The sequence below is a fragment of the Brevibacillus reuszeri genome (assembly GCF_001187725.1).
GTDB lineage: Bacteria > Bacillota > Bacilli > Brevibacillales > Brevibacillaceae > Brevibacillus > Brevibacillus reuszeri.
In genome coordinates this window covers 49,076-63,080 of record NZ_LGIQ01000009.1, presented here as the reverse complement: position 1 = coordinate 63,080, position 14,005 = coordinate 49,076, and the positions used below count along the sequence as shown (strand labels likewise).

Sequence of the window (14,005 nt, the reverse complement as noted above, 5' to 3'; positions counted from 1 at the left end):
CAATAATAATTTACCACATGATCTTGGCCATGTAAATAAAAGAAAGCGCAGCCCCATAAATACAGGCTGCACCTCTTCGTTCATCCATTTACATTTCCCATCTCGATATCCGCAGAGAAATGGGCGATTGCCGCGTCAAAGACCTCGCTCTCAGACTCAGCAGATATCTTGAACATGGTCACCACTTTATTGCCGCTGCGCACCTGTACGTTGTATTGCGAGTCACCGTCGTACGTTGTGGCGAAATTATACTCTCTGCCGTTCACACTCAAGTTTCGTTCCACAGTGATCACACCTCCCACTGTAGTGTGACCCATGTCTTTCCCCTTCATCCATAAATCGGACGGTAGATACGAATCGTCTTGTTACACGGAATAGACCTTTTGACTTGGCAGCTCTAGACAATTGAGACGCCCACCAAAAACCGCTCCACCATCGATCCCGATAATCTTGTTTTTGCCAAAATAGACATCGTGCTTTCCATGCAGATTTTCGGTTGGCGTGTGTCCAAATACAACGGTTTTTTCTCCACAGTAGCCTTTATGAAACTCCTCCCGAATCCACATAAGCAAGTATGGATCTGTCTCTGCCAGCATAGTTGTTGGATGAACCCCACCGTGAACGAATACGTAATCATCGGTTTCATAATAGCAAGGGAGCTCCGCCAAAAATGCTACATGGTCTACGATTTTCTCGGTTTTCTCCAGGCTTTCGGGAGCACCTGTCTCTGTTTTCGCCGCACTGTGACCATAGCTAGCGAGTGTTTGCAGTGCACCGTTGCGAAACCATCGCTCGATAAAAACGGGCTCTTGCTCAAAAGACTTGACCATCATATGATCGTGATTGCCCATCAGTACAATGGCCCCCTGTTTGTGCAGCTCCTTCACTTTTTCCACTACCCCTTTGGAATCAGGGCCGCGATCTACATAATCTCCAAGCAGGATCAATTGATCCACCTCGGGATTATATTCGGCATTTTTCAGCAGCAGCTCCAGCTTTTCAAGCTCGCCGTGAACATCGCTGATCGCTAACATTCGTTTCATTCTGCATCCTTCTTTCCATTCGACATACGCTGGGCATCTGTGTGATCAGCGCCCTCTTACTTTTCAGAAACAGAGGAAGGCATTTCATTCCAAAACGCAATATCGTCTACATCCAAACGCACAGTTGGATGACCCGGCTGCGCTGCTTTTCCTAATGCGATGAGCATAATGGGCACATATCGATCTGTGATGTCGAAGGCTTCCATGAACTTGTCAGTATTATAGCCTCCCATTGGCACTGTATCATATCCTCTAGCCTTCGCTACCAGCATGAATTGCATCGCAACCAGTCCACCATCGACCAGTGCAATCTCTTTAATTATTTCACGCGCTCTATTGCTGTAACGGGAGTTTATGTTCTGAATAAGTGAGCTTTTTACTTCTTCGTTCATGAATCCGGCGCTCACTGCTTTTGTATAGATGGTTTCAGCTGCTTTGTACCCTTCATAATCGCCAAGTACTGCGATAATAGCCGAGGCTTGGACAACTTGCTGCTGATTAAAAGCAATGGGCAGCAATTTCTCCTTCAACTCCTGATCATCAATCACCAAGAATCTCCATGGCTGCAAATTGGAGCTGGAGGGAGCCAATGTAGCTTCTTTCAGCATTTCTTTTATTTCATCTCGCGAAATTTTTACACTGGGATCATAATGACGAACCGAGCGGCGCTCTGTAATGACGTCGAGAAAAGCTGCTCTTTGGGTCGTAAGCTGTTCCATGATTTTTCATCCTCCACCTATCTGTCTCATACAGTTCAAATGATTTGGTTTGTCCAAACTGTACCATGATTTCATTTTGTTGATCAACTTTCTTTGTTTCATCGAAGTGTATGACCTGCTTTTGTAAACGGTCCAGAAAGAGCAAAAATCGCTCCAGAAAAGAAGGTCCTATTGATCTAGGCCCGACTTCCAGAGCGATTTCATTATCAATCGTGTGATTTGTTATACTGCTGAAAACAAGGACAGGTCTGCCGCCTGTCTTACTGTATCACCAGTCGGCAATTGGACAACAAGTGTACCATGCCCATCCTGTTCGCCTTCTTCCCAGCTCAGTGCGAACGATTTGCGGGTAAAGGCGTCCTGCTCGTCCAAATGATTCAGCATGGCGGTCAGCGTCTCTGCTGTGATGGGAACAGCGACGCTTGCTCCCTCCTCCTGAGGCAGAGAGAGCAGCTTTGGTGCTTCTTCAAAATACTGTACGGTATCCAGCAACAGAGATACTTGTTGCCAGCTCAACGGCGAAATAAATGACTCAAACACAGCTGCCATCTACACATCATTCCTTCTTGTCGCCAGGTTACTCATCAAAAAGAGAGCTTTGTCCTGAGTTTGGCGTTTTCTGTGAGGAGCCACCAGAGGCTGCTCCCTCTCCCGATGCTTTAGTGCTTCCATCATCTTTTGCTTCGTCAGTAGGCAAAATGGTTTCAAATGCGATGGCTTTCAATCCACCTTCAATGACAGTCCGACCAATGCCACCTTGTTCATTCACAATAACCAGTTCTTTATCGATCAGCACCCACTCATTTTGCTCGATCCAAGCATACATCGTGTCTTCAATCGTGATCGCAAGCAGCTGGTGCGGATTGCTCTTTCTTTTCCGAATCAAGGTCACGCCTTTACCTGCACGTCCCTGAAGTGGAATATCAGTAATCGCTGTCCGTTTTAGTACGCCATCTGTCGTTACCAAGCTAAACGCGCGCTTGTCCTCTTCTTCAATGGGCAGCATCGTGATAACTTCATCGTCAGCGCCAAGTGAAATAGCCTTCACACCGCTAGAGGCACGTCCAGTCGTGCTCACTTCACTACGCATAAAACGGATTCCCATGCCATCCTTCGTCGCGCCGAGAATACCACCTGCTTCATCGGCAATAAATACGTGGACGAACTCATCTTCGTCTGATTTCAGCTTGGCAGCAACCAACGCACTTGATCGATTGGTTTCGTATTCGGAGAGTGCAGTCTTTTTGACCAAGCCGCTTTTGCTGACGTGATAGACATACAGCTCTTGCTTGAAGTTCTCGACGATCGTAAAACCAACGATTCGCTGCTGCTTCTCCAATGGTATTACGTTGACTAGAGCGGAACCGATATCCTTCCACTTGTCATCAGGGAACGCATTCACCAGCGTGGCGAAGTACTTCCCGTCATGTGTAAAGAAGAGAGCGGTATGCGACGTATTCGTTTCCACGAAGTAGCGGACACGATCTCCCTCCTTGACCCCACAGGTTTCGAGAGTTCCCCCCACTGACTTGAAGGAACGCGGACTGGTCCGCTTGATATAGCCTTCATTGGTGAGCGTCACGATGCAATCTTCTGCATTGATTTGCATCGCGATATCGATCTTGATCTCCTCGATCTCTCCCTGAATCTCTGTCAGGCGTTCTTCGGCATATTTTTTCTTAATCTCATTGAGCTCGCCTGTAATGACCTGAATCAGCTTTTTCTCGCTGCCGAGAATTGCTTTGAGCTCCTCGATTTCTTTTGCCAAGGTGGCCAGTTCCTTCTCCAGCTTGACAATATCAAGACGGGTCAAGGAAGCCAGCTGAATGTTCAGGATTGCATCTGCCTGCACATCGGTAAAGCCGTACTTTTCCATGATGTTGCGTTTGGCATCTGCTCGGTCTTCGGAATCCATAATCGTATCTACAATTTCGCGGAGAATCGATTTCGCTCTGATCAAGCCCTGAACAATGTGCTCACGATTTTGCTTTTTGTTCAGATCGTACTGGGAGCGATTGGTAACGACTTCCTTCTGGTGATCGACGTATGCTGCAAGCAGAGCCTTGAGTCCCATCTGGCGGATGGTTCCCTCGTGAATCACGTTCATGTTGTAGTTGTAATAGATTTGCAGATCGGTATTTTTGTACAAGTAATTGAGGATCGCCTTTTCATCCGCTTCCTTGCGAATGTCGACAACGATACGGACTTTTTTCTGCTCCGCTTCCTTGCGACCGGTTTCATCCCGAACCGCAATAGCTCCCTCAATTTTTCGCTCCATCACCAGCTCATCGATCTGTGCGACGAGCTTCGATTTAACGACCTCATAAGGAATCTCGGAAACGACGATTTTCTTAACCTTTGCACCTTTTGGCTCTTCGACATGGGTTTTTGCGCGAATAATAAATTGTCCACGCCCTGTCTCAAATGCCTTGCGAATGCCTGACAATCCTTGGACGATGGCACCTGTCGGGAAATCAGGTCCTTTTACAAGCTGCATCAGCTCATCCAAAGTAATATTCGGATTCTTCATCTGGGCGATAGCCGCATCGATTACCTCGCCTAGATTGTGTGTAGGAATATCCGTAGCAAATCCAACAGCAATCCCGGATGCACCATTCACCAACAGGTTAGGGAATCGCGCAGGGAGAACCGCAGGCTGCATCGCTGAATTATCGTAGTTTGGAATAAAGGTGACGGTTTCTTTTTCGATATCACGCAATAGTTCATTGGACAGTGCCGACAAGCGTGACTCCGTGTAACGCATCGCAGCAGGCGGGTCGGCGTCCAGGCTACCGAAGTTTCCGTGACCCTGGATCAGTACCTGACGCATTTTCCACCATTGGGCCATCCGCACCATCGTTTCGTAGATGGCTGAGTCCCCGTGTGGATGGTATGTACCCATTACGTATCCAACTGTTTTGGCGGATTTGCGGTATGGCTTGTCATTGGTATTGCCCTCTTGGTACATCGCATAAAGAATACGGCGTTGTACAGGCTTGAGTCCATCACGAGCATCAGGAATCGCACGGGAGAGGATGACCAGGTTGGCATAATCCCCAAAGCGTTTGCCCATGATTTCAGCAAAGCTCTGTTTAATAATCTGATTGGACAGCATACTTATTCATCCTCCCCCATTTCAAAGGTGACGTGGCTTTCAATCCACTCGCGTCTTGGGGGAACCTTGTCACCCATCAATACGGTAACCAATTTTTCGCAGTGAGCGAGATCCTCTAGCTCTACCCTGATCAGCTTGCGAGTCTCAGGATCCATCGTCGTTTCCCAAAGCTGGTCAGCGTTCATTTCACCCAAGCCTTTATAGCGCTGTACCTCGGCGCCACGCCCTGTTTTTTTCAGAGCCTGTTCCAGTTCATAATCGGACCAGCAGTAGATCGATTCTGTCTGCTTTCCTTTGCTTTGCTTCTTCACCTGATAAAGCGGTGGTTGAGCGATATATAAATGACCCGCAGCAATCATTGGTCGCATGTAGCGGAAGAAGAAGGTCAGGAGCAACGTTTGGATGTGCGAGCCGTCCACGTCCGCATCGGACATGATAATGACTTTGTCGAACGCACAGTTTTCAATCGAGAACTCTTCACCAATATCCGTTTCGAGGACTTCGAGAATGGTTCGGAACTCCTCGTTTGCCAGTACCTCGGACAGCTTTGCTTTCTCCGTATTCAACGGTTTGCCGCGCAAGCTGAACAGAGCCTGAAACTCTGAATTACGCGCCTGCTTGGCCGACCCGCCAGCGGAGTCCCCTTCGACCAGAAACAATTCATTCCGTTTGGAGTCCTTGTACTGCGGTGGGGTAAACTTTTCAGAAATGGATTTGCGCTTCTTCGCTGATTTTCCTTTTTTGTCACCACGCAACGCTTCACGTTGCTTGCGGAGCTCCTCGCGTATTTCAGCAGATCGAAGGGCCTTGTCAATCAGCAGCTTGCCAGTCTCGGGGTTTTCCTCAAGAAAAAAGCCGAGCTTTTCTGATACGATCTGTTCAACGATTGCCCGTGCTTCCTCGTTTCCCAGCTTGTCTTTGGTTTGGGATTCGAATTGAACATCTGCCATTTGCAAGGACAAGACACCTAGGAAGCCTTCGCGCAGATCGTTCCCCGTCAGGTTCGGGTCTTTTTCCTTCAAGTACCCTTTTTTCCGGGCAAATTCGTTAAAAATCCGGGTAGTCCCATTGCGGAAGCCCGTAACATGTGTTCCACCGTCGGTCGTTACAATGGAGTTGACATAGGAGACGAGGGTTTCGGTATAGCCGTCGTTGTATTGGAACGCCAGCTCAACATAAACGTTGTCTTTTTCCCCTTCAAAGTAAACAATCGGATGAAGCGTGTTCTTTCCTTCGTTCAGATAGGACACGTACGATTTCAGTCCGTCCTCAAAGTAGAACTCTTCCCTTTTTTTCTCTGGCCCACGCTCGTCAATCAATACCATTCTCAGCTTTTTCAACAAAAAGGCTGTTTCACGGAAGCGATCACGAATCGTTTCGTAGTCAAAGCGAGCGTTTCCAAAAACGGCTTCGTCAGGTAAAAAACGTACGGTCGTCCCCGTCCGTTTCGTATTTCCGGTAATTTCGAGGTCGGTTACAGGCTTACCAACGTGTTCAATGCCTTTTTCGTCCACGATATACGCGAATTTTTGCTTGTGGATTTTGCCTTCCCGGTGAATTTCTACCTCGAGCCATTTGGACAGTGCCACTACTACACTGGAGCCTACCCCGTGCAAACCACCGCTTTTTTTATAACCCCCGCCGCCGAACTTGCCGCCAGCGTGCAGCGTTGTAAAAATAACCTCTGGAACCGGTCGCCCGGTTTTGTGCATACCTGTCGGAATCCCGCGTCCGTGGTCTTCCACGCTTACGCTGCCATCCTTGTAGAGTGTAACAATGATGCTATCATTTACACCAGCCAGCGCTTCATCCTTTGCGTTGTCCACGATCTCCCACAAGAGATGATGAAGGCCTCTGCTGCCAGTGGAGCCTATGTACATTCCTGGCCGTTTACGAACGGCAATCAAGCCCTCCAGGACCTGAATATCTTCTTCCGTATACGTTAAAGTATGTAGTGTGTCTGTTTCCTTCAATCGCGCTCTCCCCTCTACTGTAAAAGCAACTTCCTCAAAAAGACTTGGCTTGAAGCCAGGTTCAAAAGCGACAGCTCGCTTTTCTTATCCATTCTGCATGATCACGAAAACAAATTTGGATGAAAGGATAAAAAAGCGAACACTTAATCGCTATTGTACCGTAAGGCTCCTATAGTATTCAACGATCATAGCAAAATGCGTTAAAAAAACCACCTCGCCCCTAGCGAGATGGCCGATTGCTTTCATCAGTGCTCCGTCCACAAACGTATCGACTTCACCCCTACCCTGCATGATTCCTCATGCCTTCTGCGGGTATCGAAGCTGGCGCCAAGGGTACGAATTTTTGGGAATCGTTTCATACAACTACCAGTTCATAGTGTAGCATTACTGACAAAGAAAGGTCAAAGAGAAACCACAAGTTTTTCCAATCATCTGTCCAGTTTCACAGGGCATTCTAATAAGGCATCGTCTTCAGAGACGAAAAAGGGGGAAATCAACTTGATTAGTGCTACCAAGCCGTTTGTTAAGTTCCACCGCTACGATCAGGAGTTGGTCTCCGACATTCAGGCATTGAACTCGTCCGGATACCATAAGGATGATATCTGGGTTTTAAAATGGAACCCCGATAAAAATCACTCCAATCAACGGAACAATTTTTATAAATTCAGTACCCACTTCGAAAGCGCAGTCGGAGATATCGACAGCAAAGCCCATTTTTTTGATAATGGCGGAGAAGAGCTACGTACTCGTCTCGAAAAACTGGGTCTGACAAAGGACGAATGCTCTTCCCTCGTCCGAGAGTTACAGGAAACGGACTATACGTGTCTGCTCGTCGTTCGCGATCTCAAAGACAACATCATCAAAATGAACGACTAGACGACGAAAAAGCCACTGCATGGTCGTGAATGAATAAACCTGCAGTGGCCCTTTTTCTTTATGAATTAATTTTCTTCTTTGATCAGTTCGATGCCTTCCAAAACCTCGTTCAGCTTCGCATATACAGTGCTTTCCTCGTCTTCTTCAAGCGGAACCATTTCTCCACCATCGACTTGGAATACGAAGATGTCTACTTCTTCGTCCAGTTCTTCTTCGCTTTCTTCATCTTCGATTGCTTCGGTCAGAGCAATATATTCTTTACCGTTCAGGTCAAACAGTGCAATAACTTCAAAGTCACCCAACGGTTCACCATTTTCATCATCCAGGGTAATGATATCGCCCAATTCAAGGTCTTTATTTTCTTCTGTCAATGTGTTCACGTCCTTATGCGGTTATTGGCTCACTATTCCATCATACCGTTTTTTTCCGGGAGAAGCAAACAGGCGAATGATACTATCCCACAGGAATTCTTACTTCAAACGTCGTGCCTTCTCCCTCTTTGCTTCTGACGCGGATCGTACCGCCATGCGTTGCAATAATCTTGTAGCTGACCATCAGTCCTAAACCGGTACCTTTATCTTTTGTCGTGAAAAAGGGTTCTCCCAGTTTTCCCAAACGCTCCTCTGGTATTCCACAGCCTTGATCCGCAAAAGCCACAAGCAGCATCTGTCCTTCCATTTTCGCTGTTACGGTAACCTTGCCACCGCCAGGCATGGCTTCGATTGCGTTTTTCAGTAAATTCAGAAAAACCTGCTTTAACTGATTCTCTTCGCACGGAACGAGTGGCATCCCTTGTTCATAATGTGTCTCGATCTCGACGTTGTACATGATTGCGTTTGTTTCTGCAAGAATGACGATGTGCTCAAGCAGCTGTTTGATCTCATGTTCGCGTTGAATGACGACATGCGGCTTTGCCAAGACCAAAAATTCACTGATAATGAACTCGATTCGATTCAGCTCAGCCAGCATAATGCGATAGTACTCTTTGTTGTCACGAGGTTGTCGCGAAAGCAACTGTACAAAGCCTTTGAGCGAGGTTAACGGATTGCGTATCTCATGAGCGACGCCTGCGGCCATCTGGCCTACGATGGACAGCATCTCTGACTTGCGGATCATTTCTTCTGCTTGCTTGCGCTCTGTCACATCCTGCAAGATCCCGATGACTGCCGCTTTTCCTTTATACACACTCGTTTTTTGCAAAACCTCGACGTCAACCATGCTCTGATTTTTACGAAGCCCGCGGAATTGATAGCGAATACTGGATCGCTCCCCCTGTAATCTCCGCTCCTGATTCGCACGGATGATGGACCGCTCTTCCGGTATGACCAGGTCTGCCGCCGTCATCTGCACCAGCTCGTCCTGCGAGTAACCGAAAATCTCTGCAAGCCGTGGATTTACGTAGACAAAGCCCGGATGCTCCACATAGGCAATATACACCCCCACAAGTGTATCTTCTACCAGACTGCGGTACAAAGCCTCCGTTTCCTGCAATTGCTGCTCAATCTGCTTTCGCTTCGTAATCTCAATGGAAGAACCTACGACCTCTATGACCATCCCATCCTTGATAATTGGAGAAAGCGTTGTAGAAAACGTTCTCTCACTGATTTTAGTCTCAAAATCAACGACACGCCCCATAAACGCTCTTTCATAATAGGGCAAAACGTGTCTATTTATGCCCGCACATATGCTGTCTGTGAGTTTTTTTCCAAGTAACTGTTCCTTCATGAGTCCGAACTCTTTTGCCAGTTTTCCTTCCGACAAGGTGACAACAAAATCACCAGCGTCATCCCGTATCATTTTAAAGATATGATTATGTCCTTTTTCCATGGTTTGAAGCAGTTCATCGGTACTCGGGGCTGTCCCATCGCTTTCTGGCTTAAGCAACATTATGCACCTCTACTTTATCCATAGGCATATAAGCTTAAAACTATTCACCGAAAACCATGCTTTTCCTCTTTTTAGCAATAGAAAACTTGATCACAACCGAGTCTTAAGACCCAGAAAAAATAAAAAACAACCTACCGACCGGGCAGGTTGTTTGCTGTTTACTCGCTGTACTCTTGCAAAACGCCTTTTTCCATCAAAAACGCTTCTTCTGCTTGGAGAATGGTAATAATCGCATCTCGTTTCACGAGCATACCTGCAGAAGCTAAGCGGCTTTCAATAAATCGCAGCATTTCTTCAAAATCAATAATCTGTACTTCTTGTTCACTCACGTAAAAACCCCCTTTCTCCTCAACGTCTCTCATTTTACACGAACCGGTCGTTTCTTCCAACTCCACCAGGTTCGACGAATTGGTTTTAACAAGTACGCACTCCAAAAAATAAAAATGACCGAAAGAGTCAAGTAGAAGCACGAGAAAAACAACCATGGTGAAAATGTAATCTGGTCTGAATGGGCAATGGATTCGCCCAAAATCCCAAACAAGACGATTACCGGATTGATGCCCGCCAGCATTTGCAGCTGCGATAATTTCCAGACGCCGTCATCAGGAAACAGCTCTGGATATGCTTGCTGCAAGGATTCACCAATGAAGAAAAAGAGCAGCCCTGTTCCTACCACAAAGAAAAACGCGATGCCATACGAGGTAATTGTACTGACCGAGGTTCTCTTGACCCATGTGGAACAAAACAAGCCAAGTGAACCCAAAAACAAAACATTGATGGCAAGGAAGAGAATGAGCTTGGCCATTTGCTCTGGTGACACGCTGCCATAGAGCATCACGACACTATATAACGGCATGGACGCGATCAAAAGCAGGCAGGAGAACGCCAGTGATGTAATCAGCTTGCTCAAGACAATCGTGCGCGTAGAAAGCTGTGTCGTCAATAAAATCTGGAGTGTTTGCCGCTCACGCTCCCCACTGATCGCTCCTGCTGTCAGTGCAGGAGCAACGAAGCAAATCATCGCATAATGAATCCCTGCTGACAAAAGAAACAGGTTGCGATTTTCACCGAGTGCTGCTGCTTTCATTGGGTCCATGAGCAAAAAGCCGAGTGGTATTCCTCCCATAATCAGCAAATAAACAGCCAATATACAGACGGTTTTCTTTGAGCGAAAACGTTCTCTCAGCTCTTTTACCAGAATGGGGTTAAAAAAGAAGCTATTCATCAGCCACCTACCCCTTCTGTAATGGACAAGAAAACATCCTCTAAATTCGCTTTGGCATCACCAAAATAGACGACAGCGACCTGTGCATTAATCAGCTCCTGCAACAAATCGGCTTTTTGCCGCTCTGTTCCGCTGAAATAAAAGCGCAATCCCCCCATGTACTCCTCGAGGTTGGATACTGCCGAATGATTATCAAGAATCAAGGCAGCAGTATTTTGGTTGCTTAACGCCCTCAGCTGCATGACGCTCATTTCTCGATCCCGATTGCTTACTTCGTGAACAGATCCGCAGGCGATCAATCTTCCCTGCTCGATCACTCCGATATCATCGCACAGCTCTGCCAGCTCCGGAAGTATATGCGAGCTGATCAGGATGGTTTTGCCCATCTCCCTTAGCTGCTTAATGATCTCTCTCAGCTCGATTCGTGCACGCGGGTCCAAGCCAGAGGCAGGCTCATCTAAGATCAGCACAGCCGGATCATGTACAAGACAGCGTGCCAGCCCCAAGCGCTGCTGCATCCCACGGGAAAGTGAGTCTACAAACGCATCTGCCTTGTGAGAAAGATTGACCAGCTCCAGCAAATCCGCAACCAATGCTCTTCTTTTTGGCGCAGGGATCTTGAAGGCACCCGCATAAAACTCCAAATATTCCACGGCTGTTAAATTATCATACACACCGAAGAAGTCCGGCATGTAGCCGAGAGATTGACGGACACTCACCGGGTCTTTGCGTACGTTGTATCCGCACACATACGCATCACCGTCAGATTGTTCCAGCAAGGTAGATAAAATCAGCATGGTCGTGGATTTTCCTGCTCCGTTCGGTCCGATGAAGCCGAACACCTTGCCCGCATCGATCGACAGGTTCAAATCAGTCAAAGCTTGCAAATTTCCGTATTGTTTACTTAAATGAACGGTTTCAATCACCATTTCCGTTCACTCCCCTCTGCTTGGAAAAACGGCGTAGGCAAAGACAATCGCGTTGTTCCATTATGGGAAAAGCGTAGTAACAAGGATTGCTGTGGTGTCAGCACATCTTGCAGATCATGATCCAGCACAAGTCTAGCAGCTCTTTCCACTGGCACCCATCTCCCACTCTTTTGGTGGAAGTATTCGATTTTGAACGGTCGGAATGAGCTGTGATCCAGAGGAACAATGAGTCGTTCCAATTCCATTTTTGCGTTGCCTGCTTTCAGCTCGAATGTAATACTGCCTTTGCCTAGTTGCCACAGGTTTGGCCCGCTGGAATCATATTCTCCGACGGTTTCATTTACATATACTCCCAGCAAGCCATACGGATAAGTAACCAGCCCCTGCTCATTTGGTTGCAAAAATACGGCTTGATTTACGACATTCCAGTAATGAGCACGATGTGGCTCACGCATCGTCAACAAGGGAAGCTCTTCATTGCTGGTCCCGACGATTCGCACTTGATTTCCTTGTCCATACGTCAAGACGACTTCCTTGAGCCTTTTGTATTGCTCTTCGATTGTCTCTTGCTCTACCTGCTTCTCTTGCCTTGGCATGAATAGCGGTTCCAATAAACTGTCGATCTGTTTTTCTTCACCCTTTTTCAGTGAACCAATCGGTATGCGCTGCAAGCCGATCTCAATAAAGAGATTGTCATAGGAGAATCGCGTATTGTTTTTTACCCGTCCCTGCAGACGATCGCGATTGACCTTCAAATCCGTTTCGAACTCACCAATATCGCGGACGATGCCATAGCCTAGTGCTTGCTTTGGAGTGAGATAAGGGAGATTTCGATAGGACAGAAATTGATCTCTTTCAGCCAGTCCTTCTGGCTCGTAATCATTCCGACCAAGAGTCAGCGGCAGGGCGATGATCGGTGCTTTGACCTCTACATCGAATTGATCCTGATCTACGGTTAAAAAGGTAGCAGCCGTTCTCGTCTGTGCAGTGTGCGCATCCAAAATGCTGATCTCTGAAATAGCGTTACTCGCGCTCGTTTTCACGACCAAGGGCTTACCGATCGCAAAAATCCCAACCGTTATAAGGATGGCAAAGCCTGGGATCACTCCCCACGCCCAAGCCCCTTTGCCAACTCGCTTCAAGACAAAATAAGTGAGTGGTGCGATCAAAAAAACATACCCGCCCCAAAGCACTACCATCCAGATCGGGGATGGAGTCTGCACATCTGGTATCATTCGACTTAGTTCAAGAAATGGACGTGTCATTTGATCCATATAGTTATTTTGTTCCAATACATCCTGCGCTCCATGCTTTTGCAGCACGCTTTGCCATAGCTGCAAATTATGCTGCCAGGATGCCAACGGCTCAGCTGTCACATCGTAATTGACAAACAGCATCATGCCCTTGCCAGCTTTTTTGGAAACAAATAAAGGAACATCCTTGTTGTAAACAGGGATCGAGCCCGAGGGAGCCACCTTGTCCCCCGTGTAGGAACGCAGGCCTTCTGCCAGATCAATACTGCCCCCTGCTCCTGATGCTATCGGGAAGATATCAGCAAATTTTTGAATAATGCCATCCTGTCCGGGTCCAGCTGACAAAATGACAATTCCCCCCATTTGCACCCATTCCTTGATGGCGATGATCTGCTGATCATTAAGCAGCGAAGCTTCTTTTCCCCCAAGAGCCAGCACATCCAGATTGCGATAAATCCAGGCTTGATCGGGCAGCATCTCAGGCGCCAAATTTTGCACCGACATCGGTCTGGACATATTGTATTGGGACTGATTGATCGCTAGAAAATGAAAAGCATTCCCGCCTTCATGTACAACTCCAACGATCCGGCCGTCTTTTGGATACGGCAACCGCAGCTTCTCACTTTGAACAAGCTGCCCGTTTTGTGTCAAAAGGACATTCCACTCATCGAGCATGACCTGAACAGGCATGTCAAAATAGACTCTTTTGCTCTGCCCTTTTTCAATGACTACCGGCTGACGCAGGGCTGGCTGGTGAGCGTTTTTCTTGGACCGACCTTTGGACAGCTCAACAAAACCGTTGAACGCCTCTTCTTTACTCGTCACGTTAACTTCCAGTCGCATCCATGAGTCATATTTAAGAATCCCACTCAATGGTACGTTTACTTCTACTTCTATGTTGCCCTCTGCTTTTGCTGGCTGGACAGCGACGCTGAGCCAAACCATCAGGAGGACCAACATCCATTTCCATCTCATGCTTGTTCCT

At 47.3% G+C, this 14,005-nt stretch carries 13 protein-coding genes; 1 reads left to right on the top strand and 12 read right to left on the bottom strand.

Annotated elements, in window-relative coordinates:
* Positions 1–80: 80 nt before the first annotated feature.
* From ADS79_RS14855 to ADS79_RS14830, 6 genes are all read right to left on the bottom strand, one after another.
* Complete coding sequence (locus tag ADS79_RS14855; protein ID WP_236699990.1) at positions 81–284, bottom strand: hypothetical protein; 204 nt, start codon at positions 282–284, stop codon at positions 81–83.
* 81 nt (positions 285–365) lie between these two features.
* Positions 366–1,043: a metallophosphoesterase family protein gene (locus ADS79_RS14850; protein WP_049739221.1), complete on the bottom strand. Its 678-nt coding sequence runs from the start codon at positions 1,041–1,043 to the stop codon at positions 366–368.
* A gap of 56 nt (positions 1,044–1,099) precedes the next feature.
* Positions 1,100–1,762, bottom strand: coding sequence for a nitroreductase family protein (locus ADS79_RS14845; RefSeq protein WP_049739220.1), 663 nt, complete (start codon positions 1,760–1,762; stop codon positions 1,100–1,102).
* Between the two features lie 222 nt (positions 1,763–1,984).
* Positions 1,985–2,311 carry a hypothetical protein gene (locus ADS79_RS14840; protein ID WP_049739219.1) on the bottom strand — a complete coding sequence of 109 codons (327 nt, stop codon included), beginning with the start codon at positions 2,309–2,311 and terminating at the stop codon, positions 1,985–1,987.
* A 28-nt stretch (positions 2,312–2,339) separates the two neighbouring features.
* Positions 2,340–4,877 carry a DNA topoisomerase IV subunit A gene (gene parC / locus ADS79_RS14835; protein WP_049739218.1) on the bottom strand — a complete coding sequence of 846 codons (2,538 nt, stop codon included), beginning with the start codon at positions 4,875–4,877 and terminating at the stop codon, positions 2,340–2,342.
* A gap of 2 nt (positions 4,878–4,879) precedes the next feature.
* On the bottom strand, positions 4,880–6,850 hold the full coding sequence (locus ADS79_RS14830; protein ID WP_049739217.1) for a DNA gyrase/topoisomerase IV subunit B: 1,971 nt from the start codon (positions 6,848–6,850) through the stop codon (positions 4,880–4,882).
* 498 nt (positions 6,851–7,348) lie between these two features.
* Between ADS79_RS14830 and ADS79_RS14825 the strand changes: the two genes are divergently transcribed.
* A complete protein-coding gene (locus tag ADS79_RS14825) occupies positions 7,349–7,726 on the top strand; it encodes a YflT domain-containing protein (RefSeq protein ID WP_049739216.1) in 378 nt (125 codons plus the stop codon).
* A gap of 65 nt (positions 7,727–7,791) precedes the next feature.
* Here the strand turns inward: ADS79_RS14825 and ADS79_RS14820 are convergent, their stop codons facing one another.
* From ADS79_RS14820 to ADS79_RS14795, 6 genes are all read right to left on the bottom strand, one after another.
* A complete protein-coding gene (locus ADS79_RS14820; protein ID WP_049739215.1) occupies positions 7,792–8,097 on the bottom strand; it encodes a DUF1292 domain-containing protein in 306 nt (101 codons plus the stop codon).
* Positions 8,098–8,179: 82 nt separating this feature from the next.
* Positions 8,180–9,613: a PAS domain-containing sensor histidine kinase gene (locus ADS79_RS14815; RefSeq protein WP_049739214.1), complete on the bottom strand. Its 1,434-nt coding sequence runs from the start codon at positions 9,611–9,613 to the stop codon at positions 8,180–8,182.
* A 158-nt stretch (positions 9,614–9,771) separates the two neighbouring features.
* Complete coding sequence (locus ADS79_RS14810) at positions 9,772–9,975, bottom strand: hypothetical protein (protein WP_049739213.1); 204 nt, start codon at positions 9,973–9,975, stop codon at positions 9,772–9,774.
* Positions 9,972–10,838, bottom strand: a complete 867-nt coding sequence (locus tag ADS79_RS14805; protein ID WP_049739212.1) for an ABC transporter permease — start codon at positions 10,836–10,838, stop codon at positions 9,972–9,974. Before ADS79_RS14805 ends, ADS79_RS14810 begins: the two co-directional genes overlap by 4 nt.
* Entirely contained in the window at positions 10,838–11,767 is a 930-nt protein-coding gene (locus ADS79_RS14800; RefSeq protein WP_049739211.1) for an ABC transporter ATP-binding protein, read from the bottom strand. The genes ADS79_RS14805 and ADS79_RS14800 overlap by 1 nt, the downstream gene beginning before the upstream one ends.
* Entirely contained in the window at positions 11,761–13,995 is a 2,235-nt protein-coding gene (locus ADS79_RS14795) for a hypothetical protein (RefSeq protein WP_049739210.1), read from the bottom strand. The genes ADS79_RS14800 and ADS79_RS14795 overlap by 7 nt, the downstream gene beginning before the upstream one ends.
* Positions 13,996–14,005: the final 10 nt, after the last annotated feature.